General features: G+C 49.3%; 16 protein-coding genes. 12 read left to right on the forward strand and 4 right to left on the reverse strand.

What is annotated here, in order from left to right; translation table 11 throughout:
* Nucleotides 1–149 precede the first annotated feature (149 nt).
* A complete protein-coding gene (locus FCU94_RS16765; protein WP_176289618.1) occupies nucleotides 150–641 on the forward strand; it encodes a GNAT family N-acetyltransferase in 492 nt (163 codons plus the stop codon).
* A 19-nt stretch (nucleotides 642–660) separates the two neighbouring features.
* Here FCU94_RS16765 and FCU94_RS16770 read toward each other — a convergent pair whose 3' ends face one another.
* Nucleotides 661–1,626: a phosphotransferase gene (locus FCU94_RS16770; RefSeq protein ID WP_176290069.1), complete on the reverse strand. Its 966-nt coding sequence runs from the start codon at nucleotides 1,624–1,626 to the stop codon at nucleotides 661–663.
* A 4-nt stretch (nucleotides 1,627–1,630) separates the two neighbouring features.
* Complete coding sequence (locus FCU94_RS16775) at nucleotides 1,631–1,909, reverse strand: GNAT family N-acetyltransferase (protein WP_176289619.1); 279 nt, start codon at nucleotides 1,907–1,909, stop codon at nucleotides 1,631–1,633.
* A gap of 169 nt (nucleotides 1,910–2,078) precedes the next feature.
* Between FCU94_RS16775 and FCU94_RS16780 the strand changes: the two genes are divergently transcribed.
* On the forward strand, nucleotides 2,079–2,804 hold the full coding sequence (locus FCU94_RS16780; protein WP_176289620.1) for a PilZ domain-containing protein: 726 nt from the start codon (nucleotides 2,079–2,081) through the stop codon (nucleotides 2,802–2,804).
* 47 nt (nucleotides 2,805–2,851) lie between these two features.
* Here the strand turns inward: FCU94_RS16780 and gltS are convergent, their stop codons facing one another.
* Complete coding sequence (gltS, locus tag FCU94_RS16785) at nucleotides 2,852–4,078, reverse strand: sodium/glutamate symporter (RefSeq protein WP_176289621.1); 1,227 nt, start codon at nucleotides 4,076–4,078, stop codon at nucleotides 2,852–2,854.
* Nucleotides 4,079–4,731: 653 nt separating this feature from the next.
* Between gltS and FCU94_RS16790 the strand changes: the two genes are divergently transcribed.
* Both FCU94_RS16790 and FCU94_RS16795 read left to right on the forward strand, forming a co-directional pair.
* Nucleotides 4,732–5,652, forward strand: coding sequence for a DUF368 domain-containing protein (locus tag FCU94_RS16790; RefSeq protein WP_176289622.1), 921 nt, complete (start codon nucleotides 4,732–4,734; stop codon nucleotides 5,650–5,652).
* Nucleotides 5,653–5,794: 142 nt separating this feature from the next.
* Complete coding sequence (locus FCU94_RS16795) at nucleotides 5,795–6,520, forward strand: siderophore ferric iron reductase (RefSeq protein ID WP_176289623.1); 726 nt, start codon at nucleotides 5,795–5,797, stop codon at nucleotides 6,518–6,520.
* Here FCU94_RS16795 and FCU94_RS16800 read toward each other — a convergent pair.
* Nucleotides 6,517–7,722: an MFS transporter gene (locus FCU94_RS16800; RefSeq protein WP_176289624.1), complete on the reverse strand. Its 1,206-nt coding sequence runs from the start codon at nucleotides 7,720–7,722 to the stop codon at nucleotides 6,517–6,519. The two genes, FCU94_RS16795 and FCU94_RS16800, sit on opposite strands and share 4 nt — an antisense overlap.
* Before the next feature lie 150 nt (nucleotides 7,723–7,872).
* On the opposite strand from FCU94_RS16800, the gene FCU94_RS16805 reads away from it, so the two are divergent.
* From FCU94_RS16805 to FCU94_RS16840, 8 genes are all read left to right on the forward strand, one after another.
* Nucleotides 7,873–8,640 carry an ABC transporter ATP-binding protein gene (locus FCU94_RS16805; RefSeq protein ID WP_176289625.1) on the forward strand — a complete coding sequence of 256 codons (768 nt, stop codon included), beginning with the start codon at nucleotides 7,873–7,875 and terminating at the stop codon, nucleotides 8,638–8,640.
* A gap of 23 nt (nucleotides 8,641–8,663) precedes the next feature.
* Nucleotides 8,664–9,563: an iron-siderophore ABC transporter substrate-binding protein gene (locus tag FCU94_RS16810; RefSeq protein WP_369597266.1), complete on the forward strand. Its 900-nt coding sequence runs from the start codon at nucleotides 8,664–8,666 to the stop codon at nucleotides 9,561–9,563.
* A gap of 77 nt (nucleotides 9,564–9,640) precedes the next feature.
* Nucleotides 9,641–11,557, forward strand: coding sequence for a Fe(3+)-hydroxamate ABC transporter permease FhuB (fhuB, locus tag FCU94_RS16815; RefSeq protein ID WP_441351753.1), 1,917 nt, complete (start codon nucleotides 9,641–9,643; stop codon nucleotides 11,555–11,557).
* A 178-nt stretch (nucleotides 11,558–11,735) separates the two neighbouring features.
* The gene (locus FCU94_RS16820) at nucleotides 11,736–13,532 is read left to right on the forward strand and encodes an IucA/IucC family protein (RefSeq protein ID WP_176289627.1); all 1,797 of its coding nucleotides are present in this window, start codon (nucleotides 11,736–11,738) and stop codon (nucleotides 13,530–13,532) included.
* The gene (locus tag FCU94_RS16825; RefSeq protein WP_176289628.1) at nucleotides 13,525–14,442 is read left to right on the forward strand and encodes a GNAT family N-acetyltransferase; all 918 of its coding nucleotides are present in this window, start codon (nucleotides 13,525–13,527) and stop codon (nucleotides 14,440–14,442) included. The genes FCU94_RS16820 and FCU94_RS16825 overlap by 8 nt, the downstream gene beginning before the upstream one ends.
* Nucleotides 14,442–16,217 (forward strand): IucA/IucC family protein, encoded by a 1,776-nt coding sequence (locus tag FCU94_RS16830; protein WP_176289629.1) that lies wholly within the window; start codon nucleotides 14,442–14,444, stop codon nucleotides 16,215–16,217. Before FCU94_RS16825 ends, FCU94_RS16830 begins: the two co-directional genes overlap by 1 nt.
* 65 nt (nucleotides 16,218–16,282) lie before the next feature.
* A complete protein-coding gene (locus FCU94_RS16835) occupies nucleotides 16,283–17,593 on the forward strand; it encodes a lysine N(6)-hydroxylase/L-ornithine N(5)-oxygenase family protein (RefSeq protein ID WP_176289630.1) in 1,311 nt (436 codons plus the stop codon).
* 157 nt (nucleotides 17,594–17,750) lie between these two features.
* Entirely contained in the window at nucleotides 17,751–19,865 is a 2,115-nt protein-coding gene (locus tag FCU94_RS16840) for a TonB-dependent receptor (protein ID WP_441351754.1), read from the forward strand.
* Nucleotides 19,866–19,878 lie beyond the last annotated feature (13 nt).

Genomic DNA, 19,878 nt, shown 5'->3' on the forward strand with positions numbered 1-19,878 from the left:
CAAACATTTTGTTATTGATGAAATTCTCGTTATCCGTCATTCACAAAACGGGGCGACCATGAGCATAAATTTATTAAAAACAACACTTTAACTATGAGAAAAAACTCGCTATGTTGGAAAAACGTTCAACCAGTCGTTAAGGCAATAATATGGAAATAATAATACGTCCGACTCAAACCAATGATGCCGCCGCATTGTCTGATATCTACTCGCAGCCCAAAGCGCAACGGGAAACGCTGCAACTACCTAAGCCATCGCTGGCAATGTGGACCAAACGACTCGAGAACATGCCAGAGGGTGTCTACAGCTTTGTCGCCGAAGTCGATGGTCGGGTGGTAGGCAATATTGGTTTTGAACATTCGCAGCGGCCACGCAGATCACACTGCGCAAGCTTTGGTTTGGGAGTGCATGATGATTTTCATGGACTGGGAATTGGCAGCAAATTGATCGCGACGGTACTCGACTTGGCCGACAACTGGTTACAAGTGAAACGGGTCCAAATTGAGGTCAATGCTGACAATGATACCGCCATTGCGTGCTATAAAAAGTTTGGCTTTGAAATCGAAGGTGAAGCGAAATTTGGCTCTTATCGCGACGGTGAATACATCAATACCTACTACATGGCCAGAATTAAACCTTAATACCTCAAGGCGTCACTCATTATGGGTACGCCTTAATCCTGTCTAACGCCACCGCCGTCAAACGCTCTGTATAAGCATTGATCTTCCAATGTCCAGGGTTCCAACCTTTGATGAAACGTTGAAAATCAGCCCAAGCGACGGCGAAAAGCGGTCGCCACGCTTGTTCCACCTCGCTTGGGCAAAGCTGAGGTTGATATTGTCTTAATGCCTGCTTAAGGAGTGAAAAGTATTCATCCACTAACTCTCGCTCCATTGCTGCACAATCCTTAGGTGACACGGCGCTACTGATAAAAAGCGCGACGTCTTTCATCGCACAGCCGCGCCCAACATACTGAAAGTCCACCGCAGCAGCCTGATATCCGTCGGGCGTAAAGCAGAAATTGGCGACTTTAGCATCACCGTGAACAAGGGTTTGGTAGGGCGCGTCGGTTAACACTCGGTCAAGTTTATGAGCACTATTTTTAAGCGTTAGGTCTTGCAGTGCGTGCCATTCGTCGGGCCGGGTTTCAAGATGCCAATAGCTGCCGTTCGGCCACAAGTCTTGTCCTTCATCACCAATGAACTGGGCGTGAAACTTCGCCAACCACCCGAGGCAAGCACTGATGTGACGACGATTCGGCTTGGTTATCACTTGGCTATATCCGGCCTGTTTAAGATCTTCCATCACCAACAGAAATCCATCTTCTTGTGCTCGTCGCCAATATTTCTTCGCGACGCGAGCACAGCAATGGTTCGCTTGGTTTGCATACCAGTTCAACTCAACCTGATAGGAACGCCACTTGCGTTGATGAGAGAGCGGCGTGTTCCAGCCTCTAGGATGTTGGTCATCGGTTGGCAGTTGAATGTGTTTCACGATAACACTGGTGTCGTCGACATGGAGCCTGACTAACTCACCATAACCGCTCCACAACACTTGCAGTTGTTCGACCGAGTGAATTGGCCCGAAACCTAACTCAGTCAAAATGGGCTGATATTGGCTCTCCATCATGTTATGCCTTTAAGTGCGCCCACTCTGGATGACGTTCCAGATAGTGCACCACGTAGCTACACACTGGCTCAACCTTAACCTTCATTTGTTCTAGCTCGGTCAACAGTGCTTCCATCATCACCCGACCAAACCCGCGCCCACGAAGTGCTTCGGGAACCTGAGTTGCCGTGATCACATACACGTCTTCTTTAACGACAAACGTTACGGTCGCGTAGTACTCATCTTCTAAATGCACGCGGAACTGACTGTTTTGCTGATCGAGAATAACCATATTCGACATGTTGACTCCCAAAAATGATAGCTAGCTCATACTTATTCAGTAAATTGATGTTTGAACAATAATTAATCCAAACATAGAATTGGAGAGATCCGAGGTGTTGATTGTCATCCGGACGCAATATTTTTACCCACCAACAAAACAATAACATGGTGGGCGCAACGGAGGCTAGATGAATACCCAAGCGGTGGCAAGAAACGATCAACAGCACACAGAGCGCAGTGTGTCAGTGCTCAACAGTACCGACGCATTAGCAATGGTCGAGCATGGCGGTGAATTGACGATAGGAATTTCAACGCCTGTTGGCACCACATTCCGTTGTAAAACATCTTTTATCGGCACGCACTCAAACAATGTCGTCCTCGCTGAGTTACCCAAAATTTCAGACGAAGACCTTGAATACTTTTTCCAGGAGGGGTTCTGGGCCACCATCCGCGCTATTTCTCCGCGTGGCGAAGGCGCTGTGATCCATTTTCGAGGCCAACTGCAACATGTGTTGACGGCGCCTCTACCTATCGTGGCTCTATCCGTGCCACAAACAATGCAAGTCACACAGCTGCGCAAAGAGCCACGCTTTGACGTGAATCTCTTCGCAAAAGTGGCGGCCGAAAGCCACCGTCTGGACTGTGAAATTCGAGATCTGTCTAAAGGGGGGTGTCGTTTTATTACTGCGCCGCTCAGTCGCCCTTTCCAAGTGGGAGAGGAGATCGCGCTGCATGTGAAACTGAATACCATCAAGGGCACTCAATTTGAGCCTCTATTTGGCAAAATATGTAACCTGCAACGCTCGATGCATTATGCCCGCTACGGCGTAGCCTTTACTGACAATGGAAAAGACAACGCCAAAGTGTTGCTTGGCCAGCTCAAATTTAACGGCACCAAACTGACATTGAGATAACCCCTAAAACAGACAACGGCCGGCACATTGTGCCGGCCGTTGTCGTGTTAGCCGATGAAAGAGATGTAGCCCTGCAGAATGATCAAGTTGACGATATCGATAAAGAAAGCGCCAACGATAGGCACCACCATAAAAGCTTGTGGCGAAGGACCAAATCGATTGACCAACGAACCCATGTTCATGACCGCCGTTGGCGTTGCTCCCAAGCCAAAACCGCAATGTCCGCCTGCTATCACCGCGGCATCATAGTTCGCTCCCATCACCTTAAAAGTGACAAAGTAAGCAAATATCCCCAATACTAGAGACTGCACAGCCAAAATCAGCAAAAAAGGTATGGCAAGATCGAAGATATTCCACAGTTTCAAGCTCATTAGCGCCATCGCCAAAAACAGCGACAGAGAAACCGTACCTAAAATATCTACGGTTTCGGCATTGACCTTGTGCGTTTTGGTCACTTCCAGCACATTAGTAATAAACACACCAATAAACAGGGCATAGACAAAATCAGGAATCATTAACCAACTGATTTCAAAGCTGCTAACCCACTGTTCTAAGTACTTAGACCCGGTCACGCAAATCAGCAAAATAAACAGCACTTCGATGACTTTTTTGGCCGTAACCTTGTCTTCTTCATATTCGTTGTAAGTGACCAGCTCAGGAAAACGCTTATGGGTATCAATGCCCGAACCATACTCAGATTCAAAGCCGTTGTTGTTAATCAGTTTTTGCGCAACAGGGCTACCGATGATACCACCAATGATCAGACCAAAAGTCGCAGATGCCATGGCGATCTCAAGCGTATTGCTTAAACCGTACGTCTCGGTAAAGGTTTGCGACCAAGCGGCGCCTGTGCCATGCCCCCCCGATAGAGTAATCGAGCCCGCAATAAGCCCCATCAAGGGGTCCAATCCCAGCGCAGTCGCCAACGTGACCCCAACCCCGTTTTGGATCATGATATAAAAAGACGCCACTGCAAGAAAAATGAACACCTTCGCCCCGCCTTTCATCAGTTGCGTATAGTTGGCAGCAAGCCCAACCGTGGCAAAGAACATCAACATAAAGATTTTCTGCAGCGGTAACGAGAAGGCTAAATCGATACCATTAAAGTGCAACACAGTGATCGCACAAGCGACGATCAGTCCGCCGACGATGGGTTCAGGGATATTGAATTGTTTAAGAATCGGTAGTTTGGAATTAACGAAGTGGCCCAAGAACAATACGCTGATGGCGATTAAGAAAGATTCTAGCGGCCCAACTGAAATTATCTGATTCATATAACCTCTTATTAGTTACGCACTCATCTTCCTTAATGAGTTGAGAGCTAAATAGCTCCACAGAGCATGGCTCATTAACTGATTATTCTATTGAAATGTATCCTTATACAAACAGCCTCAATACGCTGGTTTCAACAGGTTGTCTCTACCAAAACGGTAGCAAGACGAAAAAGAAAGCGGACATTATTAATAAAAACCACACAAAAAGTCGAGTCTAGTCGACTGTTGGGAAGGAAATGAGTGGAGATTTTGCCTTAAATTAGCCTTTATCAAACACTCTGACTACAAAGGTGTCACATTGTTCAGATAAAAAAAGAGCCAAACGCAATGGTGCGTTTGGCTTATATATAGTGTGAACAAATAGCATTCACTAACAACGTCAGTTGGCTAGGTGACCCTCGGCTTAAGAAGGGTCGATTTAAACAATGCAGATAGCGTGCCAACTATAAAAAGTAGGGTTTATTTGCCATAAGCCGCATTATTTAAGCGAAAACTTATCTTAAAATGCAATATGAAAATTGCATTTTGCAAAAAGTTGCAATTTTATAAGAAACTGTATTCCTATAAACATTTCTATCAACGTTGATTTGACGATACTTTTTTCGATACAGAATCGATATACTCTCTGCACTTACTTTTAGCATTCTATGACCATGAACTATTTGTCTACATTTTTGAAAGGTATGGCGATGGGCGCTGCCGATGTGGTGCCTGGCGTGTCAGGCGGAACCATTGCGTTCATTACGGGGATTTACGATACGTTGCTCGAGAGTATTCGTCGTGTGAACCCAAGCGTACTGGGGATATGGAAACGTGACGGCTTTAAGGCCGCGTTTAACCACATTAACGGCGGCTTTTTGATCGCTCTGTTTGGCGGCGTCCTTACGAGTATCGCGACACTCGCGAAACTGATCTCTTGGTTGTTAGTCACCCATCCGATCCCAATCTGGTCATTTTTCTTCGGCCTGATCTTAGTTTCTGTCTTCCATATGTTAAAGCAAATTGAGCAAAGAACCTTCAGCCGGGCATTGGCACTGCTGTTGGGGGTGGGCTTTGCCTACACCATTACCATACTCAATCCTCTGCAGCTCGAACCCTCTAGCATCAATGTATTATTTGCTGGAGGCATCGCCATTTGTGCGATGATTCTACCGGGAATTTCTGGCAGCTTTATCCTACTGCTTATCGGTATGTACGCGCCCGTTCTCGGTGCCGTGAAGTCATTTGACATCCCTGTTCTCGCGCTCTTTCTAGCCGGCTGCGTAGCAGGTTTATTAACATTTTCTCATCTGCTCTCTTGGCTGCTAACCCGCTTTAGAGATCTCACCTTGGTGTTTTTGACCGGCCTTATGCTCGGCACATTACCCAAGATTTGGCCGTGGAAAGAGACCATCAGTTGGCGAATTAACTCCAAAGGTGAGCAAGTCCCACTGGTCGAACACAATCTGACCCCATTCGATTTCGAAGCCGTCACCTCACAACCATCCCAGCTAGGGCTTGCGATCATCTGTATGTTGTTTGCGATTGTGTTGGTTCTTGGGCTTGAGAAGTTCGCCGAGCAGCGCGACCTGTAATCATCCCCCCCGCCCGACTCTAAAACAAAGCGACCTCAACGGTCGCTTTGTTCTTTCATACAAAATACAAATGATAATTAATTGCAACTGTGCGCTTGTTTATTTAAGCTGAGGCGATGATTTTTCATTTCGTCCATTTCTGATGACTAAGCACGTTTTTTTTGACACCCTATTTGAACACGCACGTCACGTCACGCCTTACCTCGATGGCCAACTCTCGCCAAGAACACCAGCGGTCACGCCATTAATCCAACTAGGTAGTCCCAGCTCCGAGACTATTCAATCGCTGTATCGAGAGCTGCAACTCGCACATCCTGAAGCTGGCGCAGCCTATTGGTTAACGCGAACCTGGACGTTATTATGCTGGCAACCGATATATGTTGCTTTCGTCTCGATTTACGCGTGTCATGGTTTACCTAAGTTGTCCTCCATGGCACAAAGCGTCCAACCCAGGTTTATCAGCGGTTTTCATTTTGACTCATTAACCTACACCCAAGACAGTCAACAGGTATTGATCACCCAAGCAGGATCAGAACTCATCGCTCTGTTTGACTACTTTCGAGAGCAAATAGCGCAATGGACTCGCATACGTCCTGGCTTTACGCAACACTTGTTTGCTGATGCCATTTTGGGATGCGTGGTCAAATTGCATCACTTCTATCCCCACTTAGGGGGGGAGTTTCTTCTCCAACACGCAAAGCGGTGGCTCAGAGCCTGCCACTTACCGGAAAAACACTTGCACTCACTGCGCTACGATAGCGACACTCACCGGCTCACTTTAGTGCGCACCAGTTGCTGTTTGGTCTACAAATGTGAGGGGCGCAAGTTGTGTCAAAATTGCCCCCGTCACCCCGACAATAAACGTTAGGAGCTAACTTGCACCGCGACAGGCTTTGACCGAGCAGTATAAGCCGCCACGACAATGATCCCGCCGAATAACACGCAGAGGTAGATAGGATAATGCGGCGAGACAGTGGCAGTAAACGCGAGTAGCGAGGCGAGCCCATAACCTAGGGTGTGGGACATGGAGATATAGCCCGCGACCGCCCCAGGTGCATGTTCGTATTGAGCCGTGGCCGCCGACGTATAGGCGGGCACCAGAAATGCCGCGCCAATTGCAGTGAAGACCATTGCCACTGAGAGTACCCAAACTTGCTCGACCAGAAATAAGGTTAAGCCCAACACAAGCAATAACGCACCCAACCGATACATTTGCTCTGGTGAGAGACGCTTTTTCTTGATCACCATAACTTGAGTGACGAAGGTACACGCCGCACTGACCGTTAACAGACCGCCGATCGCATCGCTAATCTGGCTGGTTGACCAAGCCGTAAGCGCATCAATCAAAGGTGAAAAGCTATATTGAAGTAAGGCAATCGCGGCACATAAGAGTAAGCCGCTCAGTAAATAACGCCACAGACGCGGGCCTGGCAACCAAGGCAGTGGTGTATCGTTGCCTTGTTTTGACGTCCCCCTTACCGGGGCGGGCAGCAAGCATGCGCCACATAACGCCGCGATGGGGAGCAACACCATGACAACTAAAGGCGCGAACGGCGACAGCTTTAATACCAATATCGAGATCATCGGCCCCAGCAAACGACCCACACTCAACCCGATACTCACTGAAGTGATCGCTTGCAGGCGATTTTGTTCACCACACAACATAATGGCCCAGTGCTGACTGGCCGGTATGATGCCTGATACGGTGCAGCCATAGATGACTCGCGCAATCACCAAGCCAACTAAACACCCCACATAGCCAAATAAGGTGTCGCGACTGCCGATGGCAAAGAGCGCCAGCAAGCTAAAACTTAACGCCATACCAGTAAGGGCCTGAATCACTACGCGCTTTGGTCCATATTTATCACTCACCCTTCCCCAAAAAGGCGCGGAGGGAAGAAATAAAAAGCTACCAATGGCGATCAATATCGACCAAGTCGGCAGATCAAACGCAGACTCCTCGATCAAAAAAGGGAGCGAAACCAACAAGCCATTTTGACCGATGCCCATTAAGGCGGCGGACAACCCAATAACGGCCAACTGAGAAGATTGTTTATTAATTTTAGCCATAGTTACCATCGCTATGTAGACGCTGACGTTAGCCAGCCATAGCGTGCCATATTAGTAATATAATTATTGATAATGAAAATAATTATCATTGGTATTTTGTTATGGTAACATTAACCAATCGTAACCCTTAACTCAACTTTGTATTGCACTATGTTTCGACTCATCGACGCTTCGTTCGCTATTGATGACAAACCGATTCTCGCTCCCACTAACCTTGAGTTCGCTCATGGAAAAGTCACCACGTTACTCGGACACAACGGCTGCGGTAAATCCACACTTATCAAACTATTGAGTAGACAAAACCGCCCATCAAGCGGCCAAGTGCTCTACGGTCTACAACCCGTTGAGACGCTGAATCATCGCGAATTTGCTCACCAAGTGGCGTATTTGCCTCAACACCCACCGATCACCGATGGTGTGACAGTGCGTGAGCTGGTCTGCTTTGGTCGCTACCCGTGGAAAGGCGCGTTTGGCCGCTACAGCGACAAGGACTACGCAATCGTTGACCAAGCGATTGAAAAAGTGGGCTTGGACCGATTTTCCGACCGCTTTGTCGCGACCTTATCTGGCGGCGAACGTCAGCGAGCTTGGGTCGCCATGCTCTTAGCCCAACAAAGCCAAACCCTGTTGCTCGATGAGCCTACCTCGGCGCTCGACGTCGCACATCAATACGAGTTACTGAGTTTGATTCGCGAGCTAAACCAAAGCCTAGACCTCACGGTGATCATGGTGCTGCATGACGTCAATATGGCCGCTAAATTCAGTGATCACTTAATCGCCTTACACTCAGGACAAGTCATCGCACAAGGTACGCCCGCGCAACTCATGACTCGCGACACCCTCAATCACATATACGGTATGGAGCTGGCTCTGTTTCCCCACCCGCTAACAGGCCAACCTATCAGCTATATCCCTTAAACCGCACCAAAAAGGATTCTGTTGTGAAAACATTCTGCTTGATCTTTCTCTCTCTTCTCGCTTTGCCCGTGTCCGCCCTCGATATCGAGCACGAAATGGGCGTCGCCTCCTTTGAAGTGCCACCGAGCAAGGTGGTGGCTCTAGACTGGGCACTGACAGAAACCGTGTTAAGCCTAGGGGTTGAGCTGCAAGGCGTCGCCGACGTTGACGGTTACCAACAATGGGTGGTTGAGCCTACACTCAACGCCAACGCGATCAATGTGGGTTCGAGACGTGAACCGAATATTGAGTTGTTGAGCCAGTTGAAACCTGATGTCATTTTGATAAGCCAACACATGGCGGCGGCTTACCAGGCATTAAACGATATAGCGCCTGTTTTGGTGTTCACCGTATACAATCAAAACAAACATCCACTCGATTCTGCAGCCTCAATCACTCGTACACTTGGCACCCTGCTTGGCAAAGAGCGCGAAGCGCAGCAAGTAATCGAACAGACCCACCAAGTGCTTAAAGAAAATGGCCAACGAGTTCGACCTCACGTTGACGACGTCAATGGGCTACTCTTCGCTCGTTTTATCAATGACAAGACATTACGCGTCCACAGCCAGGGCTCTCTAGCCGATGCCACCATCAAAGCCATGGGTCTGCGCAATGATTGGCAACAACCGACCAACTTATGGGGGTTTACCACCACAGGTATAGAGAAGTTGGCTGAGCACCAGCAGAGCAAAGTATTGCTGTTTGGTCCATTAAAAGCGGAGCAACGCCAAAGTTTGCAAACCTCGCCACTGTGGCAGGCCATGGCGTTCACTCGCCGCGATGATGTCTACGAGTTACCGGCGATTTGGACATTTGGCGGGCTAATTGCCGCTCAACGTTTCAGCGATAACATTACCAAGCAGCTAACCACACAATCACCATGAACGGTCTTCTTTTAAACTTCGTAAAACCAAGGCACTTCCCCGTCACATCTTGGTTGGTCGCGCTGCTACCGCTGGGTATGATTGCACTGCTTATCCACTATACCGCGCCTTACTCGCAAGGGACGGCGCTGGTATGGGATACCCTCTGGCACTTTGACGCCAATAACTATCAACACTTGATTACTCACCTAACGTATCTACCGAGACTGAGCGTTGCACTGCTATGTGGCTTTGCCCTCGCCGTGGCGGGCTGCGTGATGCAGTATGTCCTGCGCAATCCCATCGCTTCGCCCACCACCTTGGGTGTCGCGTCAGGAGCCGAGCTTGGCATGATCCTTGGTTTACTCATACTCCCATCGGGATGGGAGCTGCCCGGTTTTTTACCAGCCTTTGTTGGAGGATGCTTAACGACCGCTTTAGTCTTTGCTTTAAGCGCCACTCGTGGCTTTGCGCCGCTGCATATGCTCTTGGCGGGTATGGTGGTGAGTCTGTTTATCGGTTCACTCACCACCATGTTAGTGATGCTCCACGAACAAAAGCTGACTAGCGTCTTCGTTTGGGGCAGTGGTGCCCTCAACCAAAACGGATGGAACAGTGCCAAGCTCTTGCTGCCACTCATTACCCTACCGACTCTGATGCTACTGCTACTCCAGCGACCGTTGGCCGCCTTGCAGTTTGGCGACAACGTCGCTACCTCTTTAGGCGTCAATATCAAGCAGATCAAAGTACTCTGCTTAGGTTTAGCGATTTTTATCACCGCCGCAGTGGTCAGCGAAGTCGGTTTAATTGGCTTTATTGGTATTGTTGCGCCCGCGATCGCCCGGTTACTCGGCTGTCGACAGTTGGCTGTTCAAATCATCTCCAGTGGCGCGATTGGCGCATTGATGCTCTTGACGGTGGATCTCGCAGTGCAGCCGCTGTCTGGCGTCGGAGGAGAGCTGCTACCCACTGGTGCGATGACCGCCTTGATTGGTTCCCCATTCTTACTTTGGCTTTTACAACGGACCAAGCTGCAATCTCAATTGCGCTCGCGCGATCAACACATTGAACATTATCGCCAAGTGAATTTCAGGTCCATTAGCTCTGCAATGGTATTTCTTCTGCTAATCAGTACCTTAACTGCACTAGTGGTCGGCCAAGGTCAATATGGTTGGCACCTCACCCTAGACTCACAGCTGTTACAGCTTCGCCTGCCTAGAGTGTTAGCGGCGCTGCTGGCAGGGGTAGGTCTAGCGTTTGCGGGAAGCCTCATTCAGCGGATATCAAATAACCCAATGGCGAGCCCTGAAGTGCTTGGTCTCAGCTCTGGTGCCGCGCTCGCATTAGTACTTGGCAGTCTGCTAGGTATCGCGGTAGAACGTGAGCAACAGATGTTGCTTGGCACTGCAGGGGCGCTATCGGTCACCGCGTTGTTGTGGTGGATTGGCCGCAAGCATCAGTTTGCTCCGAGTCAAACCCTATTAACTGGCATCGCATTAAGTGCCGGGTTCGATGCCCTGCTGCGCATTGCCCTCAGTTCAGGACAAGACAATGCCACCTCACTCCTGACTTGGCTTTCTGGATCAACCTATCTGGTGGCCCACTCTGATATCGTGTTACTCACCGTCGGGGTTGGGGTGGTTGCCGCACTCGCCTTAGCACTCAAGCGCTGGGTGGCGATTATCGAGCTCGGCGAAGTGACAGCCCATAGCTTAGGACTGAGCGCTACCCGCGTGCGTTTAATGCTACTGTTGCTGGTCGCGGCGATGACAACGCTGTGCACCATTGTTATTGGCCCACTGAGCTTTATCGGTTTACTCGCCCCGCATATGGCGCGTTCACTGCATCAATATCGACCTCAAGCGCAAATGTTAACCGCAGCGCTACTCGGTGCGATTGTTATGGTTTGGGCCGACTGGTTAGGGCGTAACCTGTGGTTTCCATGGCAATTTCCGGCGGGTTTACTCGCTTCATTGATCGGCGGTGGCTATTTTCTCTATCTCATGCGTCGCTAACACGCCGATATTCGGAAGGTAACATTCGTTCACCTTCCGAAAATAACCCTTTGATTAATAAGTCTAATTACATTCCTGACAATAAATTTGCCTAAAACACCAAAAACCAGTTGATCATACGAATGATAATAATTAGCATTCTCTCGTCAGTTTAGTTAATAACATAACGAGAAAGAAAATGAATCGTAACAACGATCGGCTTAACCTCGAGAACGCCACCAATCTGGTCAATACAAACCAACCAGCTATTGCTTGTTTTCTCAACTCCTTAGCCCGAGAAAGTCACTCTGTTCAACTGTTGTGCCACCAAGGTGGTGAGCACATTTATCAGCTTAGCTTATCAGGCGAGCGCACCATTCATATTCCTCTTAGCTACTACTCCAGCTTAGGCAGCCATGAGTACCGTTTACCGGCTTTATTACTCAATCAGCAAGGTGTCGAGACCCTAACGCCCGAACAATTAATCAGTTGTATTGTCAATGAACCGGCGCTGGTCGGTGTCGTCAGCGACGCGCAAAAGCAGACCTTCATCAAGCGTGTGCTCGAAAGCCAACGTAACACCCAGCAAGCCATTGAACATTCGCCATACCAGCAGCGTTTGTTTAACGCTCAGCTCGACTTCAAGACCGCAGAGCAAGGCCTTTTGATTGGTCACTCATTCCACCCGGCTCCTAAGAGTCGTGAGCAGTTCACTCTAACCGATGCGAAACGCTTCTCTCCTGAACTTGGTGGCAAGTTCAAATTGGTGTGGCTTGCCATCAATCAAGATATTGTCATCACCGGCAGTTCTGCTGGCGTCGATTTTGACCAGCGCCTTAATACGCTCGTGGCGCACGATGTCACTTTAACCCAAGCGTTAAAAGACGCCGCACAGCAAGGCAAAACTCTGCTGCCCGTTCACCCGTGGCAATGGCACGTAATGGCAGATAATCCGTCGATCAAAGGCTATATCGCCACCAAGCAGATAGAGAACCTCGGTCAGATAGGCGCGACTTGGTATCCCACTTCATCGACCCGTTCCCTTTACGCCCCAAGCCTGCCTTACATGTTGAAGTTTTCGTTGAGCGTCAAACTGACCAACTCCATCCGCAACCTGTCACTCAAGGAAGTCGTGCGTGGTACTCGTCTCAACGACTTATTTCAGGCACCTTCGTTAGCCAACCTACTTGGCAATGGCCAAGGTTTCCAACTCATGCAAGAGCCTGCGTTTATGGGAATTCGGGATCTGAGCGGCGAGATCATTGACGAGAGTCTTGTGGCATTTAGAGACAATCCGCTCATGGACACTCCAGAGCAAGAAGCGGTGGTTTTGGCGACCTTAACCCAACAAAATCCGTATGGCGGTAGCAGTCTTGTTGCACAGCGTATTAAGTATTACGCCGAGCAGCAAAACATCACCACCGACGATGCCGCTATTCGCTGGTTCGACGCCTACTGCCGTCACGCCGTGGTGCCCCTATTCGATTTACAAGCCAACTGGGGCATTGTTTTTCTTGCCCATCAGCAGAATATAGTGATGCAGTTAGATCAAGGCTTACCGATTGGGATGTACTATCGCGACTGCCAAGGGACAGGTTACACCGACCTCGCTTTCAGCCTGCTCGGCGACCAACTTGGTAGCGACAAGCACACACTAGAAAACTACTGGAACCAAGATAAAGTCCGCCGTTATTTCGCTTACTACTTGATCATCAATTCCACTTTCAACGTTATTTCCGCGATAAGTGCTCACTTGAACGTTGAAGAAGCGCACCTGATCCAAGTGTTGCACCATCACCTAGCCACTCTGCTAGCTAGTGGCGTGAGAGACGATGAATGTCTTCGCTATGTCTTGAGCAGTGACGCGTTATGTTGCAAAGGGAACTTTTTCTGCTATCTGCAAAACTTTAACGAGAACTCAATTCCTGACCCCGCGGTGATCTATTTCGATCTGACCAATCCTTTGGCCAACGTCGAGGAACCAACCTATGCCTGAGTTTAATACCTTTATTTACCACGCCCAGCCACACGCCACGGTGGAGATCACCTTACACGCGAGCGATTTGATTTGCTCTGAAATCGGCGATCAGTTAGTGCGTGAACTGGACCAACTGTTTAGCCAGCAGAAAACGCTCGCGGCGTGCCGCGTTATCAGCTCAGACCATGACGTTATGCGCTGGATAGAAACTTTGCTGCCGCTGGCCGATGAGCAGGTAACCCGTCAAGCTTTTTACCAATTGCCGCTGGTTTGGCATCAACACAAACCATCAAGCGGCTTCCCGCAGTGTTTAGTTCAGTCCAATCCAAACTACCGCCACCACCCTTTGCGCCCGCCTATGCCACACGGCCAGGTGTATCAAAGGTACGAGAGTGATATCGAGCAAAACGTCAGTTTTCGACTGTTCGATATGAACACCGACCTCGAGCGCTTTACTCGCTGGATGAATGACCCACGCGTCGCACAATTTTGGGAGCAGGCGTGGAGTCAAGAAAAGCTAGCTGAGTTTGTTCAGCAGCGCCTCGCGGATCCACACCTAATTCCTTTGATTGGTGAGTTTAACGGCGAAGCGTTTGGTTACATTGAAGCCTATTGGGTCGCTGAGGACAGGCTCAGCCCGTATTACGATGTGCAACCCTTCGACCGCGGCATTCACCTGCTAGTAGGAGAACCGTCGTTCCGTGGCCCCAAGTTTTTCAATGCTTGGATGAAAGCGATCAGCCACTATCTCTTTATTGATGATGTACGCACCAATCGCATCGTGCTCGAACCTCGCTGCGACAACGAACGTTTGTTCAATCGTATTTTACCCATCGGCTATCGCAAATGCTTTGAATTTAACTTCCCGCATAAACGCTCTGCTTTATTGATGTTAGAGCGTGACACCTTCTTTACGGAGCAGTGGTAATGGAACAACTAGCACTCCATCAATTCTGGTCGATCGCCAACCAGAAAATGGTAGCCAAGATTCTCAGTGAGTTTGCCTATGAGCAAGCGTTTAAATTTGAAACGACCGAGCTAGGCTACCAACTCACGCTAGACAACGGTACACGCTACCGTTTCTCGGGCGAAGCGAACATTTGGGGCCAAGTGCTGATTGACCCTCAATCGATCTACCGCGAGTCAAAAACCGAGACTGAGCAGCCGTTAAGTGCAGCGCTATTAATGCGCGACTTACAAACGCTACTCAATATGCCAGACGACGCCTTTGCCGAGCATCTGGAAGACTTGAATGCGACGTTGCTCGGTGACTGCAAACTCATGCAAAGTAAACAGTCGATGACAGCGCGCGATTTGGCGATGCTGCCGTGTGAGCAGCAACAGACTTACTTTGATGGACACCCCAAATTTGCCTTTAACAAGGGGCGCCGAGGCTGGGGAAGCCATGACTTAAACTTATATGCACCAGAGTCACAGCGCCCATTTCAGCTCGGCTGGGTGGCGGTTCATCGCACTATTGTTCAGCTCGCGACGAACGACAGTGTCAACTGGCCGCAACTGGTACAAGCTTGTATGTCTGAGCAGGATAGTCGTCAGCTCGATAGCACACTGGCCGCGTTTAACGTCGATATCCAAGACTATCATTATCTGCCCGTCCACCCTTGGCAGTGGAACAACAAGCTTTCGCTGCTATTTGTACGCGAGTTGGCAGAAAAACAGTTGGTGTACTTAGGTGAAGTCGGTGATGAGTTTCTGCCCCAGTTGTCGCTGCGCACGCTGAGCAATGTCACCCGACCACATCATTATGACATTAAACTGCCATTAACCATCATGAACACCTCCTGTTATCGAGGTATTCCTGGGCGCTATATCCTTGCCGGGCCTACGGCTTCAGATTGGATAGACACAGTGTTTAAAACCGACTCGTTGTTGGTTGAAAAACAAGCCGAGGTACTGCAAGAACCAGCAGCGGCGTTTGCTGCGCAAGCTGACTACGCCTTGCTAGCAAACGCGCCGTATCGTTACCACGAACTGTTAGGCGTGATTTGGCGAGAATCGGCGGTGTCTAAGCTTAAACACAACGAGCACGCTATTTTAATGGCGGCGCTGATGGAAACCGACCTTAACGGTCAACCGCTAATTGCTGAGTATATTCAGGCGTCCGGCCTGAGCATCGACGCCTGGCTAAGCCAGTTATTCGACGCTGTGGTGATTCCTTACTACCACTTGCTATGTAAGTACGGCGTCTCTCTGATCGCGCACGGACAAAACGTCACCTTAGTATTAGAGAACAACGCGCCAAAGCGCATTCTGCTCAAAGATTTCCAAGGCGATATGCGCTTAGTGAGCAGCGACTATCCAGAGCAAAGCTCGCTCGCTGAACGCGTCAAAGAGGTCACGGTTCGGTTAGATGAATCCTTGATCATTCATGATCTGCAAACCGGGCACTTTGTTACCACGCTACGTTTTATTTCACCCTTAGTCGCCAAGTTGGGCTTCTCTGAGCAGCGATTCTATCGCTTGCTTGGCGAAAGGCTTAAAGCTTACATGGCGACTCACAGTGACTATCAACACAGGTTTAAACAATTTGATCTGTTCAAACCGAGAATTTTACGCATCGGACTTAACTTGGCCAAGTTTCGCCACAGCACCGATGCCAGCGCGTCGCGCATGCTACCAGATATGGATGACATGCTAGATAACCCGCTGGTGAAGGCGCTCGAGACCGACGCCAACCGCTAACCACTTCATAACTATAACTTTAGCGCTCCGTTAAGCCGCTTATAACCAAGAAAAGGACTGTTCTTATGGAACACACTAACAACGTCAAACTAGACCTCGCCGGCGTCGGCGTCGGCCCTTTTAACCTCAGTGTGGCCGCGCTACTTGCTGATACCCCCCAAATCAACGCTCGTTTCTTCGAAAGCCGAGACAGTTTTGCATGGCACCCCGGGTTACTGTTAGATAACACCCACATGCAAACCATGTTTTTGAAAGACTTAGTCACAGCGGTCAATCCACAAAGTCGTTACTCGTTTCTCAACTACCTGGTGCAAAACAAAAAGTTCTACCGCTTCTTGTCCGCAGAGCTGCAGTGCATTAGTCGTCATGAGTTTTCTGACTATCTCGCTTGGGCGGCCCACCAGCTAGACAATGTTCAATTCTCGACCCAAGTGGAACAGGTCGAATACGATGGTAGCGCCTTTACTCTGCATACCAGCCAAGGCCGCTACCAAGCCAATAACCTCTGTATCGGTACAGGTAAAGTTCCTAGTGTGCCCGATTGTGCCAAGCCGCATATCGGCGAACGGGTGTTCCACGCCGCCGAAATGGGATTGAAACAGCGCGACTTTAGCGGAAAACGCGTCATGATCATTGGTGGTGGTCAAAGCGGTGCCGATATTTTCATCAACGCGCTACAACATAAATGGGGTAAACCCAAGTCTCTTGACTGGCTGTCGCGCCGCTCTAACTATCAACCACTTGATGAAGCTGCGTTCACCAATGAGTTCTTTACTCCCGATTACGTCAATGCGTTTGTCAACTTATCTCCTCAAGTGAAACAACAAGAAGTGGCCCAGCAAAAACTTACATCGGATGGCATCACCCAAAAAGCGCTCCTGACGATTTATCAAGAGCTCTACCACAGATTTGACGTGCTTAAAGAAGAGAAATGGGTACGCCTGCTGCCACATCGCACCTTGAATCAAATCAGCGCACAAGCCAATGGATTTAACCTCACCGCCAGCAACGCGCTAGGTCAATGCTTAGAAACGCATCAAGCAGACATCGTTATCTTAGCAACCGGATTTCAAGCCCCTTACCCTGCTTGTTTGAACGAGATTTTGCCACTGTTCGATCTCGACGCGCACCACCGCTACCAGATGACGCCAGATTTTGAGATCCAGTGGGAAGGCCAGCAGCGCAATAAGATTTTCGCTGTGAATGCCGGAATGCATACCCATGGCATCGCCGAACCACAGTTGAGTTTGATGGCGTGGCGCAGTGCTCGAATCATCAACCGTCTGGCAGGCGAAGCCATTTTCGACACTGAGTCTGGTCAAGGCATGATCGACTGGCTGTCGCCGAGTGCAATGGTCGAGAAGTTGGTCGCCTAAACCCTTTTTTGTCACTGACCGTCACTGGTGAGTGACATTTACCCCGCCCAAGAAAGACAGTGGTTGTCTATTCACCACTGAAGGGCTAATTACGACAAGAAACATAGAGAAGAAAATGCAAGTAAAGAAAAACAACGTGCCGCTGTCTTGCGCAGCAATGGCCGTCGCGACAGCGATTATGGCGACGCCTTCCGTCGCCGAAGAGTACACCCTATTTGATGAAATGGTGGTGGTTTCTAGTCGGACGCCAAAAGCGATCAGCGATATCCCAGGCACCGTTTGGTACATCGACTCTCAGCAAATTGAGCAAGAGTATCGTGGCGGAAAAACCCTGGGTGAAATTCTCGCCACTTCGATTCCTTCACTTGATGTCAGCAGCGGCGCGCGCACTAACTATGGTCAGAACCTGCGCGGACGCAAAATGCTGGTGATGATTGATGGCGTCTCGCTGCAATCGTCGCGTCAAATTAGCCGCTACATGGACTCAATCGACCCCTTCAACATTGAACGTATCGAAGTGCTGTCAGGCGCAACCTCTATCTACGGTGCAGGCGCTTCAGGCGGTGTTATCAATATCGTGACGAAGAAAGCCGATAGCCAAGACCTCGAGTTTGAATCCTACGTTGGGGCGACATCCGGTCTGAATTCGAGCCAAGATTTCGACTATAAAGTCGCTCAATCTATCTCGGGTGGCAACGACAAAGTCAGCGCTCGCGCTTCTGCCGTCTACTCAGAAACCCAGGGCTTTTACGATGCCGATGGCGACATTATCACGCCAGACATTTCGCAAGGGTCGCTGCAGTTCAACCAAACCGTCGACTTAATGGCGACGCTTGGCGTGAATATTTCCGACACCAAGCAGCTCAACCTATTGGCTCAATACTATGACAGCCAGCAAGACTCCCCTTACGGCTTGTATATTGAAAATGGTGACTTTATCGACGTTCGCAAGGGCTTTGACTCGGATCGCGAACACGGCACCAAGCGCATGATGCTCAGCGCCTCTTATGTTGATGATGCATTTTGGGGCCACCAATTGATCGCCGAGGCGTCATACCGTCATGAAGATCAAACCTACACCCCGTATTACCAATCCTCTGGTCAGCAAAAAACCGATGTATTGTCACTAAAAGCGGCGTTAGCTAAACAGTTTGATAAGCTTAACTTGGTTTACGGTGTGGATGCTTATCAAGATAAGCTCGACAGCAACCAAGCGCTGTATGACTCTACGATCGCCAACAATTCTGGCAACCTGATTAACCGAACCTATGCAGAAGTCGGCCGCTATCCTGGTGTTGAAGTCGCCTCGGTAGCAGGTTTTGTCCAAGCCGATTACCAGATTACCGAAGATTGGTCACTGGAAGGTGGTTTCCGTTATCAACATATGGTCAACAAAATTGATGATTTTATCGGCTATCAGCAACAGAAGAAAATAGCCGCCGGAAACGGCTTAACCGCCGATGCTGTTCCGGGTGGAGAGACGGATTACAGTGTGGGTTTGTTCAATGTCGGCACGATCTACCATCTCGATAACCACTCTCAAGTTTGGGCTAACTTCTCACAAGGTTTTGACCTCGCCGATCCTGCCAAATACTACGGCCAAGGCCAGTACACCTTAGTCGGTGATCACTGGCAGTTAGACGACAGTATTAATGTCGGTGACTCTAAGATGTCTGGGATTAAAACGGACAGCATCGAGCTTGGGTACCGATTGGATAAAAACGGCTTGAGCCTACAAACCGCCGCCTACTACTCAAGCTCTGATAAGTCGGTTAAGTACAATAAAACCACCTTGCTGATTGAAGAACTCGAAGACAAAAAACGCGTCTACGGGTTAGAAGCGATGGCGACCTATTGGGTCAATGACCAGATTGAGCTTGGCGCTTCAGGTCACTATGTGGTCTCAGAAATCAAAGACGATGACGGTTGGCAAGATATGACGGCAGGCGAAGCCAGTACATCACGTGCCAATGCATGGGCTGGCTGGTATGACGACGCTTTGGCGCTTAAGTTACAAAGCCAAACCATGTTTGACTACACAGACGCGGAGAACAACCAACTCGATGGATACACAGTATTCGATCTTGTCGGTAGTTACCAACTTCCGGTCGGCAGCTTAGGTTTTGGTATTCAAAACTTGTTCGACCACGATTACACCACCATCTGGGGACAGCGCGCACAAATCCTGTACTCGACGCATTATGATGCAGCGGCTTATGATTACAAAGGTCGTGGTCGCACATACAGCGTCAACTATCAAGTGAAGTTCTAATACCAGCAACAAA

It is taken from the genome of Vibrio sp. JPW-9-11-11, assembly GCF_013369335.1.
In the GTDB taxonomy this organism is placed as follows: domain Bacteria; phylum Pseudomonadota; class Gammaproteobacteria; order Enterobacterales; family Vibrionaceae; genus Vibrio.

Excerpts from the sequence above, each read along its gene's own strand:
- FCU94_RS16765 (WP_176289618.1), top strand. The coding sequence starts at position 150 with ATGGAAATAATAATACGTCCGACTCAAACCAATGATGCCGCCGCATTG.
- FCU94_RS16770 (WP_176290069.1), bottom strand. The coding sequence starts at position 1,626 with ATGGAGAGCCAATATCAGCCCATTTTGACTGAGTTAGGTTTCGGGCCA.
- FCU94_RS16775 (WP_176289619.1), bottom strand. The coding sequence starts at position 1,909 with ATGTCGAATATGGTTATTCTCGATCAGCAAAACAGTCAGTTCCGCGTG.
- FCU94_RS16780 (WP_176289620.1), top strand. The coding sequence starts at position 2,079 with ATGAATACCCAAGCGGTGGCAAGAAACGATCAACAGCACACAGAGCGC.
- gltS (WP_176289621.1), bottom strand. The coding sequence starts at position 4,078 with ATGAATCAGATAATTTCAGTTGGGCCGCTAGAATCTTTCTTAATCGCC.
- FCU94_RS16790 (WP_176289622.1), top strand. The coding sequence starts at position 4,732 with ATGAACTATTTGTCTACATTTTTGAAAGGTATGGCGATGGGCGCTGCC.
- FCU94_RS16795 (WP_176289623.1), top strand. The coding sequence starts at position 5,795 with ATGACTAAGCACGTTTTTTTTGACACCCTATTTGAACACGCACGTCAC.
- FCU94_RS16800 (WP_176289624.1), bottom strand. The coding sequence starts at position 7,722 with ATGGCTAAAATTAATAAACAATCTTCTCAGTTGGCCGTTATTGGGTTG.
- FCU94_RS16805 (WP_176289625.1), top strand. The coding sequence starts at position 7,873 with ATGTTTCGACTCATCGACGCTTCGTTCGCTATTGATGACAAACCGATT.
- fhuB (WP_441351753.1), top strand. The coding sequence starts at position 9,641 with ATGATTGCACTGCTTATCCACTATACCGCGCCTTACTCGCAAGGGACG.
- FCU94_RS16820 (WP_176289627.1), top strand. The coding sequence starts at position 11,736 with ATGAATCGTAACAACGATCGGCTTAACCTCGAGAACGCCACCAATCTG.
- FCU94_RS16825 (WP_176289628.1), top strand. The coding sequence starts at position 13,525 with ATGCCTGAGTTTAATACCTTTATTTACCACGCCCAGCCACACGCCACG.
- FCU94_RS16830 (WP_176289629.1), top strand. The coding sequence starts at position 14,442 with ATGGAACAACTAGCACTCCATCAATTCTGGTCGATCGCCAACCAGAAA.
- FCU94_RS16835 (WP_176289630.1), top strand. The coding sequence starts at position 16,283 with ATGGAACACACTAACAACGTCAAACTAGACCTCGCCGGCGTCGGCGTC.
- FCU94_RS16840 (WP_441351754.1), top strand. The coding sequence starts at position 17,751 with ATGGCCGTCGCGACAGCGATTATGGCGACGCCTTCCGTCGCCGAAGAG.